Origin of the sequence: Spirilliplanes yamanashiensis (assembly GCF_016863475.1) — a bacterium.
Classification (GTDB): domain Bacteria; phylum Actinomycetota; class Actinomycetes; order Mycobacteriales; family Micromonosporaceae; genus Spirilliplanes; species Spirilliplanes yamanashiensis.
Window position 1 is genome coordinate 280,834 of the sequence record NZ_BOOY01000003.1, and the last position, 21,247, is coordinate 302,080.

25 protein-coding genes are annotated in these 21,247 nt (G+C 75.6%); 15 read left to right on the forward strand and 10 right to left on the reverse strand.

What is annotated here, in order from left to right:
• Window positions 1-44: 44 nt before the first annotated feature.
• Together Sya03_RS03450 and Sya03_RS03455 are read right to left on the reverse strand one after the other, a co-directional pair.
• Window positions 45-404, reverse strand: coding sequence for a DoxX family protein (locus Sya03_RS03450; RefSeq protein ID WP_203936658.1), 360 nt, complete (start codon window positions 402-404; stop codon window positions 45-47).
• Window positions 401-916, reverse strand: a complete 516-nt coding sequence (locus Sya03_RS03455) for a DUF6232 family protein (protein ID WP_203936659.1) — start codon at window positions 914-916, stop codon at window positions 401-403. Before Sya03_RS03455 ends, Sya03_RS03450 begins: the two co-directional genes overlap by 4 nt.
• Before the next feature lie 38 nt (window positions 917-954).
• Between Sya03_RS03455 and Sya03_RS03460 the strand changes: the two genes are divergently transcribed.
• The 3 genes from Sya03_RS03460 to Sya03_RS03470 all read left to right on the forward strand — a co-directional run bounded on the left by Sya03_RS03460 (window position 955) and on the right by Sya03_RS03470 (window position 5,241).
• On the forward strand, window positions 955-1,728 hold the full coding sequence (locus tag Sya03_RS03460; protein WP_203936660.1) for an enoyl-CoA hydratase/isomerase family protein: 774 nt from the start codon (window positions 955-957) through the stop codon (window positions 1,726-1,728).
• A gap of 60 nt (window positions 1,729-1,788) precedes the next feature.
• Window positions 1,789-3,549 carry an Hsp70 family protein gene (locus Sya03_RS03465; protein ID WP_239107085.1) on the forward strand — a complete coding sequence of 587 codons (1,761 nt, stop codon included), beginning with the start codon at window positions 1,789-1,791 and terminating at the stop codon, window positions 3,547-3,549.
• 69 nt (window positions 3,550-3,618) lie between these two features.
• On the forward strand, window positions 3,619-5,241 hold the full coding sequence (locus tag Sya03_RS03470; protein ID WP_203936661.1) for an acetolactate synthase: 1,623 nt from the start codon (window positions 3,619-3,621) through the stop codon (window positions 5,239-5,241).
• A gap of 6 nt (window positions 5,242-5,247) precedes the next feature.
• On the opposite strand, the gene Sya03_RS03475 is transcribed toward Sya03_RS03470, so the two are convergent.
• The gene (locus Sya03_RS03475; RefSeq protein ID WP_203936662.1) at window positions 5,248-6,018 is read right to left on the reverse strand and encodes a CPBP family intramembrane glutamic endopeptidase; all 771 of its coding nucleotides are present in this window, start codon (window positions 6,016-6,018) and stop codon (window positions 5,248-5,250) included.
• Between the two features lie 122 nt (window positions 6,019-6,140).
• Here Sya03_RS03475 and Sya03_RS03480 point away from each other — a divergent pair, with 122 nt between their 5' ends.
• Both Sya03_RS03480 and Sya03_RS03485 read left to right on the forward strand, forming a co-directional pair.
• Window positions 6,141-7,271 carry a sensor histidine kinase gene (locus Sya03_RS03480; RefSeq protein WP_203936663.1) on the forward strand — a complete coding sequence of 377 codons (1,131 nt, stop codon included), beginning with the start codon at window positions 6,141-6,143 and terminating at the stop codon, window positions 7,269-7,271.
• Window positions 7,268-7,927: a response regulator transcription factor gene (locus tag Sya03_RS03485; protein WP_203936664.1), complete on the forward strand. Its 660-nt coding sequence runs from the start codon at window positions 7,268-7,270 to the stop codon at window positions 7,925-7,927. Before Sya03_RS03480 ends, Sya03_RS03485 begins: the two co-directional genes overlap by 4 nt.
• Here the strand turns inward: Sya03_RS03485 and Sya03_RS03490 are convergent.
• From Sya03_RS03490 to Sya03_RS03500, 3 genes are read right to left on the reverse strand one after another with little or no spacing between them, the layout of a single operon-like run.
• On the reverse strand, window positions 7,908-8,330 hold the full coding sequence (locus Sya03_RS03490; RefSeq protein WP_203936665.1) for a PLDc N-terminal domain-containing protein: 423 nt from the start codon (window positions 8,328-8,330) through the stop codon (window positions 7,908-7,910). The genes Sya03_RS03485 and Sya03_RS03490 overlap by 20 nt on opposite strands.
• A 56-nt stretch (window positions 8,331-8,386) precedes the next feature.
• Entirely contained in the window at window positions 8,387-8,695 is a 309-nt protein-coding gene (locus Sya03_RS03495) for a DUF202 domain-containing protein (RefSeq protein ID WP_203936666.1), read from the reverse strand.
• The gene (locus tag Sya03_RS03500) at window positions 8,692-9,069 is read right to left on the reverse strand and encodes a YidH family protein (RefSeq protein WP_203936667.1); all 378 of its coding nucleotides are present in this window, start codon (window positions 9,067-9,069) and stop codon (window positions 8,692-8,694) included. Before Sya03_RS03500 ends, Sya03_RS03495 begins: the two co-directional genes overlap by 4 nt.
• 64 nt (window positions 9,070-9,133) lie before the next feature.
• On the opposite strand from Sya03_RS03500, the gene Sya03_RS03505 reads away from it, so the two are divergent.
• The 6 genes from Sya03_RS03505 to Sya03_RS03530 all read left to right on the forward strand — a co-directional run bounded on the left by Sya03_RS03505 (window position 9,134) and on the right by Sya03_RS03530 (window position 14,734).
• The gene (locus Sya03_RS03505) at window positions 9,134-9,931 is read left to right on the forward strand and encodes a GNAT family N-acetyltransferase (RefSeq protein ID WP_203936668.1); all 798 of its coding nucleotides are present in this window, start codon (window positions 9,134-9,136) and stop codon (window positions 9,929-9,931) included.
• Between the two features lie 124 nt (window positions 9,932-10,055).
• On the forward strand, window positions 10,056-10,835 hold the full coding sequence (locus Sya03_RS03510) for an electron transfer flavoprotein subunit beta/FixA family protein (protein WP_203936669.1): 780 nt from the start codon (window positions 10,056-10,058) through the stop codon (window positions 10,833-10,835).
• 15 nt (window positions 10,836-10,850) lie between these two features.
• Window positions 10,851-11,810 carry an electron transfer flavoprotein subunit alpha/FixB family protein gene (locus Sya03_RS03515; protein WP_203936670.1) on the forward strand — a complete coding sequence of 320 codons (960 nt, stop codon included), beginning with the start codon at window positions 10,851-10,853 and terminating at the stop codon, window positions 11,808-11,810.
• A 131-nt stretch (window positions 11,811-11,941) separates the two neighbouring features.
• Complete coding sequence (locus tag Sya03_RS03520) at window positions 11,942-12,781, forward strand: DUF4397 domain-containing protein (RefSeq protein WP_203936671.1); 840 nt, start codon at window positions 11,942-11,944, stop codon at window positions 12,779-12,781.
• 56 nt (window positions 12,782-12,837) lie between these two features.
• On the forward strand, window positions 12,838-13,494 hold the full coding sequence (locus Sya03_RS03525; protein WP_203936697.1) for a class F sortase: 657 nt from the start codon (window positions 12,838-12,840) through the stop codon (window positions 13,492-13,494).
• Between the two features lie 64 nt (window positions 13,495-13,558).
• On the forward strand, window positions 13,559-14,734 hold the full coding sequence (locus Sya03_RS03530; protein ID WP_203936672.1) for a cysteine desulfurase family protein: 1,176 nt from the start codon (window positions 13,559-13,561) through the stop codon (window positions 14,732-14,734).
• Here Sya03_RS03530 and Sya03_RS03535 read toward each other — a convergent pair.
• Entirely contained in the window at window positions 14,715-15,170 is a 456-nt protein-coding gene (locus tag Sya03_RS03535; RefSeq protein WP_203936673.1) for a GNAT family N-acetyltransferase, read from the reverse strand. The two genes, Sya03_RS03530 and Sya03_RS03535, sit on opposite strands and share 20 nt — an antisense overlap.
• A 25-nt stretch (window positions 15,171-15,195) precedes the next feature.
• Window positions 15,196-15,339, reverse strand: a complete 144-nt coding sequence (locus Sya03_RS03540) for a hypothetical protein (protein WP_203936674.1) — start codon at window positions 15,337-15,339, stop codon at window positions 15,196-15,198.
• Between the two features lie 135 nt (window positions 15,340-15,474).
• Here Sya03_RS03540 and mnmA point away from each other — a divergent pair, with 135 nt between their 5' ends.
• Genes mnmA through Sya03_RS03555 form a run of 3 tightly spaced genes read left to right on the forward strand, consistent with a single transcriptional unit; the run spans window position 15,475 to window position 17,918 of the window.
• Entirely contained in the window at window positions 15,475-16,545 is a 1,071-nt protein-coding gene (gene mnmA / locus Sya03_RS03545) for a tRNA 2-thiouridine(34) synthase MnmA (protein ID WP_203936675.1), read from the forward strand.
• Entirely contained in the window at window positions 16,538-17,521 is a 984-nt protein-coding gene (locus Sya03_RS03550) for a uroporphyrinogen decarboxylase/cobalamine-independent methonine synthase family protein (RefSeq protein WP_203936676.1), read from the forward strand. Before mnmA ends, Sya03_RS03550 begins: the two co-directional genes overlap by 8 nt.
• Window positions 17,522-17,555: 34 nt before the next feature.
• Entirely contained in the window at window positions 17,556-17,918 is a 363-nt protein-coding gene (locus Sya03_RS03555) for a VOC family protein (protein ID WP_203936677.1), read from the forward strand.
• Between the two features lie 12 nt (window positions 17,919-17,930).
• On the opposite strand, the gene Sya03_RS03560 is transcribed toward Sya03_RS03555, so the two are convergent.
• Complete coding sequence (locus tag Sya03_RS03560; protein ID WP_203936678.1) at window positions 17,931-18,341, reverse strand: type II toxin-antitoxin system PemK/MazF family toxin; 411 nt, start codon at window positions 18,339-18,341, stop codon at window positions 17,931-17,933.
• 134 nt (window positions 18,342-18,475) lie between these two features.
• Between Sya03_RS03560 and ligA the strand changes: the two genes are divergently transcribed.
• Complete coding sequence (gene ligA, locus Sya03_RS03565; RefSeq protein ID WP_370872185.1) at window positions 18,476-20,704, forward strand: NAD-dependent DNA ligase LigA; 2,229 nt, start codon at window positions 18,476-18,478, stop codon at window positions 20,702-20,704.
• A 267-nt stretch (window positions 20,705-20,971) separates the two neighbouring features.
• Here the strand turns inward: ligA and Sya03_RS03570 are convergent.
• Window positions 20,972-21,247, reverse strand: a 276-nt coding sequence (locus Sya03_RS03570; protein ID WP_373316096.1) for a hypothetical protein, incomplete at its 5' end; no start/stop codon positions are given.

Below are 21,247 nucleotides of genomic sequence, written 5' to 3' on the forward strand. Positions count from 1 at the left end.
CGACGCACCGTTCGGCAACCGGACCGCACCCCTGAGCGAATGCATCACGTAACTCGCGCCACCCGCAGCGCCCACAGCACCAGGGGCACCTGCAGGGGCAGCCGGCCGTACGCGACGGCGCGCCACACGGGCGGCCGGCGCCGCCAGTCGTACGCCATCTTCACATTGGCCGGGAACACCGCGGCGAACAGCCCGGCGGCGGCCAGGCCGCCCGCGCGCCTGGTGCGCGGGTGCGCGACCGCGGCGGCCACGGCCAGCTCCGCCGCCCCGCTGAGGTGCGTCCAGGTGCGCGGCCGCCCCGGCAGGCCGCGGGGCACGATCGCGTCGAACGGCCGGGGCCGCGCGAAGTGCAGCACGCCGGTCGTGGCGAGCAGCGCGGCCAGCGCCGCCGCGTCGCGCCTCACCGGGGCGCCCGCGGGCTGGCCTTGGACCGGGCCGGCGCGGCGGCGCGGGGACCGGCCGGCGCGCCGGCGTCCAGGGCCCGCTGCAGCGCCCGGTAGATCTGGCCGAACCGCAGCCGGTCGTCGGTCTCCACCAGGCACATCGGGGTGCCCCGCACGTCGGCCCAGATCTCCAGGCGCCGGCTGCCCCGGGTGTACGACCGGTCCAGCCGCTCGAACAGCAGGTCGGCCACGGGCCCGGTGGCCAGGCCGAGGAGGATGCCGCCGCCGACCAGCAGCACGGTGGTGTTCGCCGACGCGTCGATCGACACGCCGACGGCGATGCCGAGCGCGGCCAGCACCAGCGGCAGCAGCATCGTCATGCCGATCGCGCCGCGGCCCGCCAGCGCGCCCCACGAGCGGCTGCCGCGCCGGTGCCACACCCGGCCCAGCAGGCCCAGCGGGATCGCGCGCCCGCCCACCCGGATCGCCTCGGTGGTGACGGTGACCTCGGGGTCGCGGTAGAACTCGGTCATCTGAGTGTTGTACCCGGTCGCTGGCTAGGCTCACACCCGTGGGCGAACACGTGCGCTGGCAGATCGAGGACGGCATCGGCACCATCCGGCTGGACCGGCCGCCGGTGAACGCGCTGAACGCGCAGGTCCAGGACGAGATCCACGAGGTGGCCCGGCTGGCGTCGGCCGACAGCTCGGTCGGCGCGGTGGTGGTGTGGGGCGGCGAGCGGGCGTTCGCCGCGGGCGCCGACATCGCGGAGATGTCCGGGGTGGGCTACGCCGACATGGCGGAGCGGGTGGTGGCGCTGCAGGCCGCCTTCGACGCGGTCGCCCGCATCCCCAAGCCGGTCGTGGCGGCGATCACCGGCTACGCGCTCGGCGGCGGCTGCGAGCTGACCCTGGCGTGCGACTGGCGGGTGGCCGCCGAGGACGCCAAGCTCGGTCAGCCGGAGATCCGCATCGGCGTCATCCCCGGCGCGGGCGGCACCCAGCGCCTCGCCCGCCTCGTCGGCCCGGCGCGCGCCAAGGACCTGATCTTCTCCGGCCGCACGGTGGACGCCGCCGAGGCGCTGGCGATCGGGCTCGTCGACCGGGTCGTGCCGGCCGCCGACGTGTACCGCACCGCCGTCGAGCTGGTGCGCCCGTACGTGGGCGGGCCGGCGCTGGCGCTGCGCGCCGCCAAGCAGGCGATCGACACCGGCCTCGGCATGGACCTGCCCGCCGGGCTGGCGTACGAGGCGCAGCTGTTCGCCGCCCTGTTCGGCACGGCCGACCAGAAGGAGGGCATGGCCGCCTTCCTCGCCAAGCGGCGCCCGGACTTCACCGGCCGCTGACGGGCTTCCGACCCCATGGGAGGGCGGACCGCGCCGTGATCGAGTTCTAGACTCACCGGCATGCCCGCCATGCCGAACCCTGTCCCCGGCTACGCCCTGGGCATCGACTTCGGCACCTCGCACACCGTGGCGGTGGGCCGCTGGCCCGACGGGCGCGCCCGCCCGCTGCTGGTCGACGGCTCGCCGCTGCTGCCGTCGGCGGTCTACGCGGAGCCGAGTGGCCAGCTCGTCGTCGGCCGCGACGCGGTCCACAGCGCCCGGCGCGACCCGGCCCGGTTCGAGCCGAACCCCAAGCGCCGCGTCGACGACGGCACCGTGCTGCTCGGCGAGCGGGAGCTGCCCGTCGGCGACCTGATCACGGCGGTGCTGGCCCGGGTCGGCGAGGAGTGGCGGCGCGCGGCCGGCCCGGTCGACACGGCCGTCACGCTGACCTGCCCGGCCACCTGGGGCGCCACCCGGCGCACGCTGCTGGCCGACGCGGCCGCCAAGGCGGGCTTCGCCGGGGCGCGGCTGGTCGCCGAGCCGGTGGCCGCGGCCACCTACTTCGCCCAGGTGCTGGGCCGCGACGTGCCGATCGGCTCCGTCGTCGTGGTGCACGACTTCGGCGCGGGCACGTTCGACGCCAGCGTGGTGGCCCGCACGTCGTCCGGCTTCGAGGTGCTCGCCGTCGACGGCCGCGACGACGTCGGCGGCCTGGACGTGGACGCGGCCATCATCGACCACCTGCGGCTGGCGTACGCGTCGCGCGACCCGGCCGCGTGGGAGCGGCTGGACGCCCCGGCCACCGTCGAGGACCGGCGGGCGCACCGCCAGCTGTGGGACGACGCCCGGGTCGCCAAGGAGCGGCTGTCGCGCGCCCAGTCGGCCGACGTGATGGTGCCGCTGCTCGACCTCGAGGTGCACCTGACCCGCGACGAGCTGGAGGGGCTGGCCCGGCCGGTGCTGGCGCAGACGGTGCAGGTCACCGGCGCCGTCATGAAGGCCGTCGACATCGCGCCCGGCCGGCTGGCCGGGCTGTTCCTGGTCGGCGGCGGCAGCCGCATTCCGCTGGTGGCCACGCTGCTGCACCGCACGCTCGGCGAGGCCCCCGTGGTCATCGAGCAGCCGGAGCTGGTGGTGGCCGAGGGCAGCCTGCTCGCCGAGGCGGCGCTGCTGACCACCGAGCCGGCCGCGCCCGGCGTGACGGGCCAGATGCGCACGATCGCGCCGCGGCCCCAGGCGGCCCCGGCGGCGCCCGCGCCGACCCGGGTCGAGCCGCGGCTCGACACGCCCGCCCGCGGCAACGCCCCGGTGTCGCCCGCCGGCACCGCCGCGGTGCGACCGGCGCCGGCCGCCCCGGGGACGTCGGCCGGGACCCCGAACGGGACGCCGGCCGGGGCGCCCTCGTCGGGCCCGCCCGCGCCGTTGCCGCCCACCCAGCCGTACCCGCAGACCCCGGCGCCGCCCGCGCCGCAGTACGCGCCCGGCGCCGCCGCCGTGCGCCCGCGCCCGGTCCCGCCGCCCGCGCCGGCGCACCAGCCGCCGCAGACCCGGATGATGCCGCGGCACACCGGCGCGGCCCCGGTCTCGCCGGCCGCCCGCCCGCAGGCCCGGGCCCGCCCGCACGTCCCGCAGCCGCAGCCGCAGCCGCAACCGGCCCCGCGGCGCAGGCGCGGCGGCTTCGGCCGGTTCGTGCGCAACCTGTTCATCACGCTGCTGCTCATCGCGCTGCCGGTGCTGGCGGCGGTCTTCGCGTACGGCATCGGCAACGGCGAGCCCCCGCTGCGCGACGCGCAACTGCTGCTGAAGGAGATTCTCCGCATGCTCGGCCTCGCGAGTTAATCTCACCTTCCACGCGGGCACCGGTAGCGTGCGGGGCGACCACCTCCGACGGCGCAGGGGAGCGGCTTCATGGCGGACATGATCGAGGGACACGGCGGCGACCTGGCGCTGGCGACCCTGCGGGCGTACGGCGTGCGGGAGATGTTCACCCTCTCCGGCGGCCACGTCTTCCCCCTCTACGACGCCGCCCACAAGACCGGATTCCCGATCTACGACGTGCGCCACGAGCAGTCCGCCGTCTTCGCCGCCGAGGCGGTCGCCAAGCTCCAGCGCCGGCCCGGCCTCGCGGTGCTCACCGCCGGCCCCGGCGTCACCAACGGCATCTCCGGCCTGACCAGCGCGTTCTTCAACGCCTCGCCGGTGCTGGTGCTCGGCGGCCGGGCGCCCGCGTTCCGCTGGGGCTCGGGCAGCCTCCAGGAGATCGACCACGTGCCGCTCGTCGCCCCGGTCACCAAGCACGCGGCGACGGTCACCGGCCCCGACGAGATCCCGGCGGCGGTGGCGCAGGCGCTGACCGCGGCCCTCACCCCGCACCGCGGCCCCGCGTTCCTCGACCTGCCGCTGGAGGTCGTCTTCTCCGGCGGCGAGGCGGACGCCCCGGCGGCGCCCGCGATCGCCCCGATCGAGCCCGACCCCGAGGACGTCGCGCGGGCCGCCGCGCTGCTCGCCGGCGCCGAGCGGCCGGTCGTCATCGCCGGGTCCGACGTGTACGCGGGCGACGCCGTCGCCGCCCTGCGCGAGGCGGCCGAGGCGTTGCAGGTGCCGGTGTTCACCAACGGCATGGGCCGCGGCGCGCTGCCGCCCGGCCACCCGCTCGCGTTCGCGAAGGCCCGCCGGGTCGCCCTGGGCGGCGCGGACGTCGTCGCGGTCGTCGGCACCCCGCTGGACTTCCGGCTGAGCTTCGGCGACTTCGGCGACGCCCAGGTGATCCACGTCGTCGACGCGCCCAGCCAGCGCGCCGCGCACGTCGAGCCGGCCGTGTCCCCGGCGGGCGACCTGCGGCTGATCCTGTCCGCGTTCGCCGAGCACGGGGGGCAGCGGGCCGACCACAGCGCCTGGATCGAGCAACTGCGCGCCGCCGAGGAGAAGGCGAAGGCCCGCGACGCGGAGGCGATGGCCGCCGAGACCGACCCGATCCGGCCCGCCCGCATCTACGGGGAGCTGCGCCGGGTGCTGGAGCCGGACGCGGTGACGATCGGCGACGGCGGCGACTTCGTCTCCTACGCGGGCCGCTACCTGGAGCCCGCCCAGCCCGGCACCTGGCTCGACCCGGGCCCGTACGGCTGCCTCGGCACCGGCATGGGCTACGCGATGGGCGCCCGGGTGACGTACCCGGACCGGCAGGTCTGCGTGCTGATGGGCGACGGCGCCGCCGGGTTCTCCCTGATGGACGTCGAGTCGCTGGTGCGCCAGAAGCTGCCGGTGGTCATCGTCGTCGGCAACAACGGCATCTGGGGCCTGGAGAAGCACCCCATGCAGGCCATGTACGGCTACGACGTCGCGGCCGACCTGCAGCCGGGCCTGCGCTACGACGACGTGGTGCGGGCGATGGGCGGGGCGGGCGAGACGGTCGCGAGGCCGGACCAGCTCGGCCCGGCACTCCGGCGCGCGTTCGACGCCGGAGTGCCGTACCTGGTGAACGTGCTGACCGACCCGGCCGACGCGTACCCCCGCTCGTCGAACCTGGCCTGAGCCGGCTCACCGGGCGAGCGCGTACGCGGGCCGGCGGGCGACCGCCGCGACCAGGGCGAGCAGCGCGCCCAGGGCGACGAACACGGGCCACTGCCCGTGCACGGCGGCGAGCTGGCCGGAGGCGTTGAACGAGGCGTGCAGCACCGCGACGGCGAGCACGCTGCCGCCGGTGCCGAGCAGCACCGCGCCGTAGAGCAGCCGGGCGACGGGCGCGGTCAGGATCAGCACGGTCCAGGTGACGGCGAGGTCGCGCCCGCTGGTGCCGGTCAGCCCGTGCTCCTCGAAGGCCAGCGGCAGGTGGATGAGCGCGAACGGGATCGACGTGAGCAGCGAGCCGCGCACCCAGCCGTGCCGCGCCATGAGCCGCGACTGGGCGAAGCCCGCCCACGCGGTCTCCTCCCAGACGTTGCCGAGCACCGCGCCGTACACGAGCGTCAGGAACAGGTAGCCGCCGATCTCGGCCGCCCAGCCGCCGGCAGGCGCGCGTACGGAGTCGAACGCGGCGGCGGCGAGCAGGGTGAGCGCGGGCAGGGCGAGCAGCAGCACGGCGAACCGGCCGGCGCCGATGCGCCACCGCACGGCGCCCGCGTACAGCCGGCGCACCCCGGCCCGGCCGTCGACGCGGGCGGTGACGGCGGTGGCGGCGCCGAGCAGGAACAGCAGCTCGATGAGCAGGGCGGGGAACAGCTCCCAGCCCTGGGCGAGGAAGAGGAACTGGACGGCCCACGTGGGGGCGACGGCGAGGGCGCTGAAGGCGAGCACCGGGTGTTTTCTCATGCCTGCAGCGTGCGTCCGCGCCCCCGCCCGCGTCGTCGGCCCGCGCGCCGATCCCCGGCCGCCCGCCCGGCGTACGCCTGCAGGCTGACGTGCGCGCCCACGGCCGTGACTAGCGTGGCGGCATGGACGTCTCCGTGCGCCGCCGGGCGGCCGACGCCGCGCTCGCGGTGCTGCTGTTCGCGGTGATGGTGGCCGAGCTGGCCGGGCCGCCGGCCGATCCGGGCGAGCGGCCGGCCACCCTGCCGGCGTACCTGCTGGCGGCCGCCGTCACGCTGCCGGTCGCGCTGCACCGCGCGTACCCGGCGCCGGTGGTGCTGGCCGTCGCGGCGGCCGTGGTCGCCTACGGGGTGGGCGCGTGGGCGGCGTTCCCGGGCTGGTCGGTGTTCGCCCTGGTGTTCCTCGTCGGCCTGCACGCCGGCCGGCGCACCGGCGCGCTGGCGTTCGGGGTGCTGACGGCGGCCCTGGCGGCGGCGCTGGCCCTGGCGCCCAGCGTGCGCGGCAGCGCCTCGACGTGGCTGACCTGCATGCTGGCGCTGACCTGCGCGTGGCTGGCCGCCGGCAGCATCGCGACGCTGCGCGACCGGGCCCGCCGCCTGGAGGCCGAGCGGGAGGACCGGGCCCGGCAGGCGGTGACGGAGGATCGGCTGCGCATCGCGCGGGAGCTGCACGACGTGGTGGCGCACGCGATGAGCGTGGTGGCGGTGCAGGCGGGGGTCGCGCACCATGTCATCGACGCGCGCCCGGACCTGGCGAAGGAGGCGATCGGCACCGTGGAGACGTCGACCCGGGCCGCGCTGGTGGAGATGCGCCGGCTGCTGGGGGTCCTGCGCGCCGACGACCAGCCGGGGGCGGCGCTGACCCCGCCGCCGGGGCTGGCCGCGGTGCCCGCCCTGGTGGCGCAGCTGCGCGACGCGGGCCTGACCGTGCGGCTGCGGGTGGAGGGCGAGGCGACGCTGCCGGACGGCGTCGACCTGTCGGCGTACCGGGTGGTCCAGGAGGGCCTGACCAACGCGCTGCGGCACGGCGGCCCGGCCGCCGACGTGCTGATCCGGCACACGCCCGGCGCGGTGGAACTGAGCGTCACCGACGACGGCCGGCCCGGCCCCGCGCCGGAGCACGAGCCGGGTCACGGCCTGGCGGGCATGCGCGAGCGCGTCGCCGTCTACGGCGGCACGCTCACCGCGGGGCCGCGCCCGGGCGGCGGGTTCGCGCTGGCGGTCACGCTGCCGTACGGGACGCGGGTGGCGGCATGATCCGGGTGCTGATCGCCGACGACCAGGCGCTCGTGCGGGCGGGCTTCGCCGTGCTGGTCGGCACCGCGCCCGGCCTGACGGTGGTGGGCGAGGCGGCCGACGGCGCCGAGGCGCTGACGCTGGCCCGCGCCACCGCGCCGGACGTGGTGCTGATGGACATCCGGATGCCGGTCATGGACGGCCTGCAGGCGACCGAGGAGCTGCTGCGCGAGCAGCCGGCGACCCGGGTGCTGATGCTGACGACCTTCGACCTCGACGAGTACGTGTTCCGCGCGCTGCGCGCGGGCGCCAGCGGGTTCCTGCTCAAGGACACCCCGCCGGCCGACCTGCTCGCCGGCATCCGGGTGGTGGCCGCGGGCGACGCGCTGCTGTCGCCGGGCGTCACCCGGCACCTCATCGAGGAGTACGTGCACCGCGCCGCGCCCGCCCCGGCCGCCCCGCCGTCGCTGGCCGGGCTCACCGAGCGGGAGACGGAGGTGCTGGCGCTCGTGGCGCGCGGGCTGTCCAACGCCGAGATCGGCGAGCGCCTGTACGTGTCGCCGGCGACGGCGAAGACGCACGTGGCGCGGCTGCTGATGAAGCTCGGGGCCCGGGACCGCGCTCAGCTGATCATCGTGGCGTACGAGACGGGGCTGGTCACTCCTCGCGGTGCCTAGCCTCGTCCGCGTCGCCCTCCTTCTCGCGGCGCTCGGTCTCCCGGCGTTCCGTCTCGCGGCGCTGCTCGTCCTCGCGCCGCTGCAGGTCCTGCTCCCAGCGCTCGAACAGCTCGCGGTCGCGGTTGGTGCTGCCGGCGTCCAGGTTGCGCAGGAAGTCGGGGTCGTCGTCGGGGGAGGCGGGCCGCGGCGGCTTGCGGCGCACGCCGCCGGGCTCCTGCGGCCGGGGCCGGCCGGCCACGAACCACAGCACGGGTCCGAGCAGCGGCAGCAGCAGGATCACGACCACCCACAGGGCCCGGGGCATGCCGCGGACCGCCCGCTTCTCGGCGGACAGGCAACTGATGAGCGCGAGCGCCACGAGGACGAGCTCGACCGCTGCGAGGAGCAGAAAGACCCGGACCATGCGGCAATGATGACGCGCCCGCGCCCGAACAACCATGCGGACACCCGCAGGCGGCATCACCCGCCGGTCAGGCGCCCGATCAGCAGGGCCCCGAGGGCGGCGTACGCGACCGTGGCGAGGGCCGTGCCGGGCAGCGACCAGCCGGCCTCGGCGGGGCGTGCGCCGCGCAGCCCGCGCTCGCGGCGGCGCACCGCGGCGACCAGCACGGCCCAGCCCGCCAGCGCGGCGGCGCCGGCCAGCACGGTGCCCGGCGCGGGGTCGGTGACGGCGGGGCGGGCGGCGAGCAGCGTGACGACGGCGGCGGCGACGGCGGTGCGGCGCCAGGCGAGCCGGGTGCGCTGCGCGGAGAGCCCGGCGTCGCTCACCGGAACACCTGCACGACGACGACCACGGCCAGGCCGAGCGCGCCGAGCGCCACGCCGACGGCCAGCACCGCGGGGAACACCGACGCGGGCAGGTCGCGCTTGAGCCGCATCGCCCGCTCGGAGCGCGCCCAGTGGTCGACCGCCCGCAGCGCCACCACGGCGCCGAGCAGCAGCAGCGCGGCGGCGATCACCTCGCGCAGGTGCGCCACCGGCAGTGGCGGCAGGAACTGGGCGCAGGCCAGCCCGCCCGCGACCAGCGCCAGGCCGGTGCGGATCCAGGCGAGGAAGGTCCGCTCGTTGGCCAGCGAGAACCGGTAGTCGGGCGGCTCGCCCTCCTTGCGGACCTCGCGCGGGTCGAACCAGAGGCGCAGCACGCCGCGATTATCGCCGCTGCGGGTTCTCCTCGCGCCGGGTCCGGGCGTGTGATGGGCTGCACGGGTGACCGACCTCGATGCCCGCACCCTGCTGTCCGCCTACGACTCCCAGCTGCGCCCGGACGTGCCCGACCCGGTGCCGGACGGCGTGACCGTCGAGCAGGACGGCCCGCTGGTCCGGGTCTGCGGGCTCAGCGAGGGCGGCTTCCTGTCGTACCGGGACCTGGGCGGGCTGACCGGCGCGGACCTGGACGCGCTGATCGCCCGGCAGGTCGAGGTCTTCACCAAGCTGGGCACGCCGGTCGAGTGGAAGACCTACGGCCACGACGAGCCGGCCGACCTGACCGACCGGCTGCGCGCGCACGGTTTCGTGCCGCAGGAGTCCGAGACCGTCGTGGCCGGCCCGGTCGCGGGCCTCGCGGCCACCCAGCCGGTCCTGCCGGAGGGGGTACGCCTGCGCGAGGTCACCAACCGCCCCGACCTGGACCGCATCGTGGCGATGGAGGAGGCGGTGTGGAACGCCCCGCGCGGCTTCCTCGCCGACGGGCTGGAGCGCGAGCTGGCCGCGGACCCGCAGGCGCTGACGGTGGTGGTGGCCGAGGCGGGCGGCGAGGTGGTGAGCGCCGGCTGGGTGCGGTACGTCCGGGGCACCGGGTTCGCGACGCTGTGGGGCGGCTCGACGCTGCCGCAGTGGCGCCGCCGCGGCATCTACAAGGCGCTGGTGACGTACCGGGCGCGGCTGGCCGGCGAGCGCGGCTGCACCGTCCTGCAGGTCGACGCGTCGGAGGACAGCCGGCCGATCCTGCAGCGGCTCGGCTTCGTGGCGCTGACCACGACGACCCCGTACGTCTTCACGCCCTGACGGGTGCGAGAGGATGGTCGGAGGGCGTATCGGTGCAGCGTGAGGTGCGTCACTCCCCGTCCAAGCTACTGGTGGGTAACATTCGGGGGAGTCACCCCGGCTACAGGAGGGTCGTCGAAGCGCGATGAACATCGTCGTACTCGTCAAGCAGGTCCCGGACTCCGGCGCGGAGCGGAACCTGACGTCTGACGACAACACCGTCGACCGCGGGTCGGCCAACAACGTCATCAACGAGATGGACGAATACGCCATCGAGGAGGCGCTGAAGATCAAGGAGGCGCACGGCGGCGAGGTCACCATCCTGACCATGGGCCCCGACCGCGCCACCGAGTCGATCCGCAAGGCGCTGTCGATGGGCCCGGACGCCGCGGTGCACGTCGTCGACGACGCGCTCGCCGGCTCCTGCGCGGTCGCCACCAGCAAGGTGCTCGCCGCCGCCCTCGGCACCCTCAACGCCGACCTGATCCTGTGCGGCGCCGAGTCCACCGACGGCCGCGTGCAGGTGCTGCCGCACATGCTGGCCGAGCGCCTCGGCGTCGCCGCCCTGACCGGCGCGCGCAAGCTCACCGTCGACGGCGCCTCCCTCACCGCGGAGCGCCAGACCGAGGAGGGCTACGAGGTCGTCTCGGCCGCCACGCCCGCCGTGGTGTCGGTGTGGGACACGATCAACGAGCCGCGGTACCCGTCGTTCAAGGGCATCATGGCCGCCAAGAAGAAGCCCGTGCGCACCCTCTCGCTCGCCGACCTGGGCGTCTCCGCCGACGAGGTCGGGTTCGCCGGCGCCACCAGCGCGGTCGTCGAGCACAGCAAGCGCCCGCCGCGCTCCGCCGGCACCAAGATCACCGACGAGGGCACCGCCGGCACGCAGCTGGTCGAGTACCTCGTCACCGAGAAGTTCGTCTGAGAAGGGGCCACGGACATGGCTGAGGTTCTGGTCGTCGTCGAGGCCACCCAGGCTTTCGGCGTCAAGAAGGTCACGCTCGAGCTGCTGACGCTCGCCCGCCGCATCGGCTCGCCGTCCGCCGTCGTCCTCGGCGGCCCCGGCGCCGCCGCGGAGCTGGCGGGCAAGCTGGCCGAGTACGGCGCGGAGAAGATCTACGCCGCCGAGAGCGAGGAGATCGACGGGCACCTGGTCGCGCCCAAGGCGACCGTGCTGGCGAACCTCGTGCGCGAGGTGCAGCCCGCCGCCGTGCTGCTCGCCTCCACCCAGGAGGGCAAGGAGATCGCCGGCCGGCTCGCCGTCAAGCTCGACAACGGCCTGCTCACCGACGTCGTCGACCTCGACGCGGACGGCACCGCCACGCAGGTCGCGTTCGCGGGCTCGACGATCGTCAAGTCCAAGGTCACCCGCGGCCTGCCGCTGGTGACGCTGCGCCCGAACTCGGTGACGCCCGAGCCGGCGCCGGCCACGCCCGGCACGGTTGCGCTGGAGGTCGCCGCGACCGAGGCCGACAAGCTGGCGAAGGTGGTCGAGCGGGTCGCCGAGCAGAAGGGCAGCCGCCCGGAGCTCACCGAAGCGTCGATCGTCGTCTCCGGCGGCCGCGGCATCGGCAACGCCGACAACTTCAAGCTCGTCGAGGAGATCGCCGACCTGCTCGGCGGCGCCGTCGGCGCGTCCCGCGCGGCCGTCGACTCCGGCTACTACCCGCACCAGTTCCAGGTGGGCCAGACCGGCAAGACGGTGTCCCCGCAGCTGTACGTGGCGCTGGGCATCTCCGGCGCGATCCAGCACCGGGCCGGCATGCAGACCTCGAAGACGATCGTCGCCGTCAACAAGGACGCCGAGGCGCCGATCTTCGAGCTGGCCGACTTCGGCGTCGTGGGCGACCTGTTCAAGGTCCTGCCGCAGGCCGCCGAGGAGATCCGCAAGCGCAAGTAGGTTCGTTCCGGTCGAAAACGGCCCGGTGGCTTCGGCTGCCGGGCCGTTTCGACATGTAAATCGACGCAACTCCCATCCACGTCGGTCGCATCGACGAAGCACCGGTGTCCACACCGACCGGAGGAGTCGCGATGTTCCGTTCCACCCTTCGCCGCACGGCCGCAGCGGCCGCGATCACCACGATCGCGTTCGGTGGCCTCAGCGCCCTGACCGCGTCGCCCGCCTGGGCGGCCACCTCGAAGGTCTCCGTCGTGCACGGCATCCCCGGCCAGCCGGTGGACGTCTACGTCAACGGCGACAAGACGCTCGACAACTTCCAGCCAGGCGACGTGGCCGGCCCCCTCGACCTGGAGGAGGGCCAGTACGACATCGCCCTCACCAAGCCCGGCGAGGCCATCGGCCAGGCCATCCTGACCGTCGACAACGCCGAGGTCCCCGGCGGCGCGAACATCACCCTCGCGGCGCACCTCGATGCGTCCGGCGCCCCGAAGATCACGCCGTTCGTCAACGACACCGGCAAGCTGGCCGCCGGCCAGGCCCGCCTCACCGTCCGGCACACCGCCGCCGCGCCCGGCGTCGACGTGCGCGCCGGTGGCGAGCCCGTGTTCACCAACCTGACCAACCCCAACGAGGAGAAGGCCGACCTGCCCGCCGGCACCGTCAGCGCCGACGTGGTCCTCACCGGCACCGGCACCGTGGTGCTCGGCCCGACGGACCTCAACCTGCGCGAGGGCACCTCGACGATCGTGTACGCCATCGGCTCCGCCGAGGACGACACCCTCGACATCGTCGCCCAGACCATCTCCGGCCTGCACTCCGCCCCGGGCGGCGTGCCCAGCGGCACCGGCGGCCTCGCCGACACCGGTCTCGCCCCCTGGTGGTACGCGGCCGCGGCGGCCGGCCTGCTGCTCCTGGTCGGCGGCGCCACCCGCCTCGGCCTCGTCACCCGGCCCGTCCGCTCCCGCCGGTGACCCAGCCGGACGCGACGCCCCGGGCCCGGCCCGGGGCGTCGCCCCCTGCCCGCCGCATCGTGCGGCCGCTGCTGGCGGTCGCCGCCGGCGCCGCGCTGCTGCTCGGCGGCGGGGTTGCCGCCTGCCAGGCGCAGCCCCCCGGCGACGTGGGCGCCGACCGGGCCGCCGCCCTCGCCTCCCCGTCGCTGCCCGTCCCGCCGTCCGACACCGTGCCCGCCACCCGCGTGCCGGTGCAGCGCGGCGAGCTGCCCACCGCCGGCGACACCGTCGAGCCGCGCCGCCTGCGGATCCCCGCCCTGCGGCTCGACGCGAGCGTGGTCGGCGTCGGCATCGACCGGCGCAGCGGCGACTTCGCCGTGCCGCCCAGCGTCGACCGGGTCGGCTGGTACCGCTGGGGCCCCGGGCTGGAGGCCACGGCCGGCTCCGTCGTCATCGCCGGCCACGTCGACAGCGCCGAGCAGGGCCGCGGCGCGTTCTTCCGGTTGCGCGAGCTCGACGACGGCGACACCGTCACCGTCGCCGGCGCCGACGGCCGCGAGCGCGCGTACCGGGTCGTCGCCCGCCAGACGTTCGACAAACGACGCATCCCGCTGGAGAAGTTCTTCGCCCGCGACGGCGCCACCCGCCTGACCCTCATCACCTGCGGCGGGCCGTTCGACCCGAAGACCGGCCACTACCGCGACAACGTCGTGGTCACCGCCGAACCGGCGTGAGAGTCCCCTCGTCCGCCGGGCGCGGGGTCGGTGTCCCGGCCCGGCGGACGTAGGCTGAAGGGCGATGGCCTACCTGGATCACGCAGCGACCACGCCGATGCTCGCCGAGGCGCTGGACGCGTACGTCGCCGCCGCCCGCGAGGTCGGCAACCCGTCGTCCCTGCACGCCCCCGGCCGCGCCGCCCGGCGCCTGGTCGAGGAGTCGCGCGAGCGGATCGCCGCCGTGCTCGGCGCCCGCCCCTCCGAGATCGTCTTCACCAGCGGCGGCACCGAGGCCGACAACCTCGCCGTCAAGGGCGTGTTCTGGGCCCGCCGCGCCGCCGACCCCGCCCGCACCCGCGTGGTCGCCAGCGCCGTCGAGCACCACGCCGTCCTCGACGCCGTCGACTGGCTCGTCGCCCACGAGGGCGCCGCCGTCACCTGGCTGCCCGTCGACCCCTCCGGGCTCGTCGAGCCCGCCGTCCTCGCGGACGCCCTCGGCGACGACGTGGCCGTCGTCAGCGTCCAGTGGGCCAACAACGAGGTCGGCACCGTGCAGCCCGTCCCCGCCCTGGCCGCCGCCGCGTCCGTCGCGGGCGTCCCGCTGCACACCGACGCCGTGCAGGCCGTCGGCCAGATCCCCGTCGACTTCGCCGCCAGCGGCGCGGCCGCCCTCACCCTCACCGGCCACAAGCTCGGCGGCCCCGTCGGCGTCGGCGCCCTGCTGCTCGGCCGCGACGTCGCCGCCACCCCGCTGCTGCACGGCGGCGGCCAGGAACGCGACGTGCGCTCCGGCACCCTCGACACCGCCGGCATCGCCGCGTTCGCCGTCGCCGTCGAGTGCGCCGTCAAGGTCCAGCAGGAGTACGCCGCCCGCGTCTCCGCCCTGCGCGACGGCCTCGTCGAGCGGGTGCGCGCCGCGGTGCCCGACGCCGTCTACAACGGCCCCGCCGACCCGGCCGGCCGGCTGCCCGGCAACGCCCACTTCTCGTTCCCCGGCTGCGAAGGCGACGCCCTGCTCATGCTGCTGGACGCCCTGGGCATCGCCTGCTCCACCGGCTCCGCCTGCTCCGCGGGCGTCGCCCAGCCGTCGCACGTCCTGCTTGCCCTCGGCGCCGACGACGGCCGCGCCCGCTCGTCGCTGCGCTTCTCCCTCGGCCACACCTCCACCGCCGCCGACGTCGACGCGCTGCTGGCCGCCCTGCCCGGCGCCGTGGAACGCGCCCGCCGCGCCGGCGCCCTCAGAGGGTCCGGGTCATGAAAACGTTGTGCGGGCTCGCCCGGTAATCACCGAACGGCTCGCAGTAGGCGAACCCGAACCGCTCGTACAGCCGCCGGGCTGGCGCGAAGAAGTCGTCCGACCCCGTCTCCAGGCTCAGCCGGATCAACCCCAGCCCGCGCGCCTGCTCGACGATGTGCCCGACCAGCAGGGCCCCGATCCCGGCCCGCCGCCGCTCCGGCGCCGTCCGCATCGACTTGATCTCCCCGTGGCCGGCGTCGAGCCGCTTCAATGCCCCGCACCCCACGATCGCGTCCCCGTCGAGCACCGACCAGAACGTGATCTCGGGCCGCCGCAACCCGTCCAGGTCCAGCGCATGCTTGCTCTCGGGAGGCGTGATCTCCCGCATCTGCCGCACGTGCCCGTCCAGGAACGCGGCGATCCCGGGCCCGCTGAGGTCGTCGACGACGATGCGCATGCGCCCAGTGTGGCAAACCGGCGATCTAGTCGGTGGGCTCCGCGCCACCGGCCTCGGGCTCGTCACTGGTCTCCGGCCCGACCCGCACGTCGTCGCTGGCCACGGGGGCGTCCTGCTCGACGGCGGGGGCGTCCTGCTCGTCGGCGCTGTCGCGCTGCTCGTCAGTCATGCGGGGAGGATTCCCCACCCGCGGACGAATACGCCTCCGCGGACGGCGGTCGAGGCCGACGCGGCCGTGACCCGCGACCACCCGCTCGGCTCAGGCCGTCCGACGGTCCGGCGGGCGGCCGGATAGGCTCTCACCGTGAGGGTGCTGGCTGCGATGTCCGGTGGGGTCGACTCCGCCGTGGCTGCCGCGCGCGCCGTCGACGCCGGCCACGACGTCACCGGTGTGCACCTGGCGCTGGCGCGCAACCCGCAGACGTTCCGCACCGGCGCCCGCGGCTGCTGCACGCTCGAGGATTCCCGGGACGCCCGCCGCGCCGCCGACGTGCTCGGCATCCCGTTCTACGTGTGGGACATGGCCGAGCAGTTCCACGCCGACGTGGTGGACGACTTCGTCGCCGAGTACGCGGCGGGGCGGACCCCGAACCCGTGCCTGCGGTGCAACGAGAAGATCAAGTTCGCGGCGGTGCTGGACCGGGCGGTGGCGCTCGGGTTCGACGCCGTCGTCACCGGTCATCATGCCCGGCTCGGCGCCGACGGGCTGCTGCGCCGCAGCGTCGACCTGCCCAAGGACCAGTCGTACGTGCTGGCCGTGCTGACCCGCGCGCAGCTCGACCGCGCGGTCTTCCCCCTGGGTGACTCGACGAAGGCGCAGGTCCGCGCGGAGGCCGCGGAGCGCGGCCTGGCCGTCGCCGACAAGCCCGACTCGCACGACATCTGCTTCATCGCCGACGGCGACACCCGCGGCTTCCTGCGTGAGCGGCTCGGCGAGCAGCCCGGCGACATCGTCGACGGCCGCACCGGCGCCGTCCTGGGCCGGCACGACGGGGCGTACGCGTACACGGTCGGCCAGCGCAAGGGCCTCGACCTGCGGGTGCCGGCGGCGGACGGGCAGCCGCGCTACGTGCTGTCCATCACCCCGGTGACGAACACGGTCACGGTCGGGCCCCGCGAGGACCTGGCGGTGTCGTCGGTCACCGCGTCGCGTCCGGTGTGGACGGCGGGCCCGCCGCCGGCGGGCCCGATCGAGTGCGACGTGCAGATGCGCGCGCACGGCGAGGTCATCCCCGCGGTCGTCGCGGTGGACGGCGACCGGCTCGCCGCCGACCTGCGCCGCCCCGCCCGGGGCGTCGCCGCCGGGCAGGCCATCGTGGCCTACCGCCCCGACCCCGACGGAGACATCGTGCTCGGCTCGGCCACCCTTGACTGACTTCCCCTGGCCCGCGGCGGCCGCCACCGGCATCGGCTCGCTGCCCGGCACCGACGTCGCCGAGGCGCAGCGCATCGTCCTGGGCGAGCTGCCCGACCTGCCGCACCTGCCCGAGCTGCCCGCTCGCGGCGCGGGAGCCGACATGATCGGCCGGGGCGCCGGGTTCCTCGTCGACCTGCCGGTCGAGCTCTACGCCGGGCAGTGGCGGGTCGCGGCCCGCGCCGGCCGGGACGCCCGCCGCACCGCCGACCTGCTCGAACGCGACCTCGACCAGCTCACCGAGCAGGCGGGCGACTACGCCGGCACGGTGAAGGTGCAGGCCGCCGGCCCGTGGACGCTCGCCGCGTCGGTCGACCTGCCGCTCGGCGGCCGCATCCTGCGCGACCACGGCGCGGTGCGCGACCTCGCCGCCTCGCTCGCCGAGGGGCTGCGGCTGCACGTGGCCGACGTCCGCTCCCGCCTGCCGCGCGCCACGGTCCTGCTCCAGCTCGACGAGCCGTCGCTGCCCGCCGTGCTGGCCGGTCACGTGCCGACCGAGAGCGGCTTCAGCGCCTACCGCGCTGTCGCGGCGAGCGCCGCCGCCGACGCCCTGCGCGCGGTGGTCGACGCCGCCGGGGCCCCCGTCGTGGTGCACTGCTGCGCGCCCGGCGTACCCCTGCAGGTCGTCCGCGACGCGGGCGCCGCCGCCGTCGCCCTCGACCTGTCCCTGGTCACCGACCTCGACCCGCTCGGCGAGGCCCTCGACGCGGGCCTCGGCCTGTTCGCCGGCGCCGCCCCCGCCACCGGCCCGCGGACGTCGGCCGCGGTGGCCGGCGCGGTGCGCGACCTGTGGAGCAAGCTCAGCTTCCCGGCCCGCCGCCTGCCCGAGCAGGTCGTCGTCACCCCCGCCTGCGGCCTGGCCGGCGCCACCCCGGCGCAGGCCCGCGCCGCCCTCACGGCCTGCCGCGACGCCGCCCGCCGGCTGTACGAGTCGTAGGAAAATTGTCGTAGGTGGTTGGCAGGCTGGGCCGATGATCGGACGACTCCACAGCACCGTCATCGACTGCCCCGACCCGCAGGCCCTGGCCAACTTCTACGCGGCCGTGCTCGGCGGCCGCATCGCCCGCGACGACGGCGACTGGGTCACCGTCGAGGGCGACGGCCTGCCCCGGCTCGCCTTCCAGCAGGCCCCCGACCTGCAGCCGCCGCAGTGGCCGGACCCCGACCACCCGCAGCAGTTCCACCTCGACATCGACGTCGACGACGTCGAGGCGGCGGAGCCGAAGGTGCTCGCGCTGGGCGCCCGGCGGCTGCCGGGCGAGGGCGGCGACGCCGAGACCGGCTTCCGGGTGTACGCGGACCCGGCCGGCCACCCGTTCTGCCTGGTCTGGTAGCCCGGGGCGTCGTCAGCGGTGGGTCGGCGCGGCCGTCACCCGGCGCCACAGGGCGCTGTCGCACGTGCCCGCCGCCCGCTCGAACGCGCCCCAGCGCACCATCACCGGCTCGCCGAGGTTGACCCAGCTGTCACGCTTGGCGTGCCGGTCCCAGGCGCGCGTCGGGATCGGCAGGTGGTCGCGCCGCCGGCTCTTGTCCTGGCTGGTGATCTTGAGCACGACGGCGCCGCGCCACCGCCGCCGCAACACCAGGCACGGCCGCACCTTCGACCCGGTCCCGTCGGCGTACGGCACGTCGGCCCACCAGATCTCCCCGGGCCGCGGCCGCGCGGTCCGGCCCGGGCGGCGCCGCCGGACCACGACGGCGACGGCCACCGCCGCGACGCCCGCCGCGAGCAGCAACCACAGCGCCTGATCGCTCATCGGCACCTCCGGCGCGTCACGGTACCCGGCCCCGCTGAGCGCCCGTCGGCCGTGGCGCGGGGCGGATGTCGGACCCGGCGGCTACGGTGCTTTCGTAGGTGCGAAGACGGAGGTCAGGGGTGTCCGAGGAAGCGATGGAGCAGCGGGTCACGGCCGAGCAGGAGGCCGCCGCCGGTCAGGAGCCGCCGCCGGACGCGAGCGCCCGGCACGCCGAACTGGCCGACGAGCTGCTCCAGCACCAGTACCGGTACTACGTCCTCGACGCCCCCACGATCTCCGACGCCGAGTTCGACAAGCTGCTGCGCGAACTCGAGGACCTGGAGCAGCGGTACCCGTCGCTGCGCACCCCCGAGTCGCCCACCCAGCGCGTCGGCGGCACGTTCTCCACGCTGTTCACCCCCGTCGATCACACCGAGCGCATGATGTCGCTCGACAACGTCTTCGACCCGGCCGAGCTGGCCGCGTGGGCCGAACGCACCGAACGCGACGCGGGCGGCCCGGTGCCGTACCTGTGCGAGCTGAAGGTCGACGGCCTGGCCATCAACCTCACGTACGAGAAGGGCCGCCTGGTCCGCGCCGCCACCCGCGGCGACGGCCGCACCGGCGAGGACGTCACGTCGAACGTGCGCACCATCCGCGAGATCCCCGACCGGCTCGCCGGCGACGACGTCCCCGAACTGCTCGAGGTCCGCGGCGAGATCTACTTCCCGGTGTCCGCGTTCGCCGACCTCAACGCGTCGCTCGTCGAGCAGGGCAAGGCCCCGTTCGCCAACCCGCGCAACGCCGCCGCCGGCAGCCTGCGCCAGAAAGATCCGCGCGTCACCGCGTCCCGCGGCCTGCGCATGGTCGTGCACGGCATCGGCGCCCGCCGCGGCTTCCAGCCGGCGGCCCAGAGCGAGGCGTACGCGGCCCTGCACGCCTGGGGCCTGCCCACCAGCGACCGCTGGAAGGTCGTGTCGAGCCTGGCCGAGGTCGACGAGTTCATCGCCTTCTACGGCGAGCACCGGCACGAGGTCGAGCACGAGATCGACGGCGTCGTGGTGAAGGTCGACCCGGTCGCCATCCAGGGCCGGCTCGGCTCCACGAGCCGCGCCCCGCGCTGGGCGATCGCGTACAAGTACCCGCCGGAGGAGGTCACCACCAAACTGCTCGACGTGCAGGTGAACGTGGGCCGCACCGGCCGCGTCACGCCGTTCGCTGTCCTTGAACCGGTGAAGGTCGCCGGCTCCACGGTCGCCCTGGCCACCCTGCACAACGCCCGCGAGGTCGAGCGCAAGGGCGTCCTCATCGGCGACACGGTGGTGGTGCGCAAGGCGGGCGACGTCATCCCCGAGGTCCTCGGCCCGGTCGTCGACCTGCGCCCCGACGATGCCCGCCCGTTCGTCATGCCCGCCGAGTGCCCGGCCTGCGGCACGCCGCTGCGCCCGGCCAAGGAGGGCGACGTCGACATCCGCTGCCCCAACAGCCAGACCTGCCCGGCCCAGCTGCGCGAGCGCGTCTTCCACCTGGCGGGCCGCGGCGCGTTCGACATCGAGGTGCTCGGCTACAAGGCGGCCGGCGCCCTGCTGGAGACCCACGTCATCCGCGACGAGGGTGACCTGTTCGCGCTCGACGCCGACAAGCTCAAGCAGTCCCCGTTCTTCGTCAACAAGGACGGCTCGCTGGGCTCCAACGCCGTCAAGCTCCTCGACAACCTCGTCGAGGCCCGCGAACGCCCGCTGTGGCGCGTCCTCGTCGCCCTGTCCATCCGCCACGTCGGCCCCACGGCCGCCCAGGCGCTGGCCCGTCACTTCGGCTCCCTGGACGCCATCGAGACGGCGGCCACCGGCGGCGCGGGCGCCGACGAGCTGTCCGGCGTGGACGGCGTCGGCCCCACCATCGCCGACAGCCTGCGCGAGTGGTTCACTGTCGACTGGCACCGCGAGGTCATCGAGAAGTGGCGCGCGGCGGGCGTCCGCATGGCCGAGGAACGCACCGACGAGGGCCCCCGCCCCCTCGACGGCGTGACGGTCGTCGTCACCGGCACGCTGACCGGCTACTCGCGCGACGCGGCGGCCGAGGCGGTGGCGTCCCGGGGCGGCAAGGTGAGCGGCTCGGTGTCGAAGAAGACCGGCTTCGTGGTGGTCGGCGACAACCCCGGCTCGAAGTACGACAAGGCCGTGAGCCTGAAGGTCCCGGTGCTGGACGAGGCCGGCTTCGAGGTGCTGCTCACCGAGGGCCCGGACGCGGCGCGGGCGGCGGCGATCGAGGGTGCCGGGGCGGCTGCGGAGGCGGCCCCTGAAGCGGGTGCCGAGGCGGCCCCCGATGGGGCCTCCAAGGCGGCTGCCGGGGCCGCTTCGAAGGCTGCCGACACGGACGGGTGATCATGCCGGGAAGCGACGTGAGAGTCAGTATTTCGAGTTAGTCACGGAATGTCTGATTGAGGCGTTTGTGATCCTTCCGCCCGTATGGTGAAGGCTTCTGGCAGCCACGCCATCGGGGGAGGGTCGCATGGAGTCCGCGCACCGCAGCGGTCCCGACAAGTCCGAACACGACACGCCCGGCGCCCCTGCGCCGGAAGCGAGCCGTGCCCGGGCGTCGTCGGGCACCGACCAACGGCCGGCCGGCCCCGACCAGGCGCAGACGGCTGCTCACTCCGCCGTCGCGGTCCGCGACGCCGACCCGACCCCGGCGGGCCGGGCTGGATCGTCTTCCTCCTCATCCGCTTCGGGCTTGTCTGCTTTAGGCTCGTCTGTTTCGGGCTCGTCGGCGTTGGCCTCTCCCGCGTTGGCCTCGTCCGCGTCGGGTTTGGCCGCGTCGGGTTCGTCTGCTCCGGGCTCATCGGCCTCGGGCTCATCGGCCTCGGGCTCATCGGCCTCGGGCTCATCGGCCTCGGGCTCATCGGCCTCGGGCTCATCGGCCTCGGG

Bases quoted from the DNA above. Each gene is read 5' to 3' on its own strand.
- Sya03_RS03455 (WP_203936659.1), bottom strand. From the start codon at position 916: ATGACCGAGTTCTACCGCGACCCCGAGGTCACCGTCACCACCGAGGCG.
- Sya03_RS03465 (WP_239107085.1), top strand. From the start codon at position 1,789: ATGCCCGCCATGCCGAACCCTGTCCCCGGCTACGCCCTGGGCATCGAC.
- Sya03_RS03470 (WP_203936661.1), top strand. From the start codon at position 3,619: ATGGCGGACATGATCGAGGGACACGGCGGCGACCTGGCGCTGGCGACC.
- Sya03_RS03475 (WP_203936662.1), bottom strand. From the start codon at position 6,018: ATGAGAAAACACCCGGTGCTCGCCTTCAGCGCCCTCGCCGTCGCCCCC.
- Sya03_RS03480 (WP_203936663.1), top strand. From the start codon at position 6,141: ATGGACGTCTCCGTGCGCCGCCGGGCGGCCGACGCCGCGCTCGCGGTG.
- Sya03_RS03485 (WP_203936664.1), top strand. From the start codon at position 7,268: ATGATCCGGGTGCTGATCGCCGACGACCAGGCGCTCGTGCGGGCGGGC.
- Sya03_RS03490 (WP_203936665.1), bottom strand. From the start codon at position 8,330: ATGGTCCGGGTCTTTCTGCTCCTCGCAGCGGTCGAGCTCGTCCTCGTG.
- Sya03_RS03510 (WP_203936669.1), top strand. From the start codon at position 10,056: ATGAACATCGTCGTACTCGTCAAGCAGGTCCCGGACTCCGGCGCGGAG.
- Sya03_RS03515 (WP_203936670.1), top strand. From the start codon at position 10,851: ATGGCTGAGGTTCTGGTCGTCGTCGAGGCCACCCAGGCTTTCGGCGTC.
- Sya03_RS03520 (WP_203936671.1), top strand. From the start codon at position 11,942: ATGTTCCGTTCCACCCTTCGCCGCACGGCCGCAGCGGCCGCGATCACC.
- Sya03_RS03530 (WP_203936672.1), top strand. From the start codon at position 13,559: ATGGCCTACCTGGATCACGCAGCGACCACGCCGATGCTCGCCGAGGCG.
- Sya03_RS03535 (WP_203936673.1), bottom strand. From the start codon at position 15,170: ATGCGCATCGTCGTCGACGACCTCAGCGGGCCCGGGATCGCCGCGTTC.
- Sya03_RS03540 (WP_203936674.1), bottom strand. From the start codon at position 15,339: ATGACTGACGAGCAGCGCGACAGCGCCGACGAGCAGGACGCCCCCGCC.
- Sya03_RS03555 (WP_203936677.1), top strand. From the start codon at position 17,556: ATGATCGGACGACTCCACAGCACCGTCATCGACTGCCCCGACCCGCAG.
- Sya03_RS03560 (WP_203936678.1), bottom strand. From the start codon at position 18,341: ATGAGCGATCAGGCGCTGTGGTTGCTGCTCGCGGCGGGCGTCGCGGCG.
- ligA (WP_370872185.1), top strand. From the start codon at position 18,476: ATGGAGCAGCGGGTCACGGCCGAGCAGGAGGCCGCCGCCGGTCAGGAG.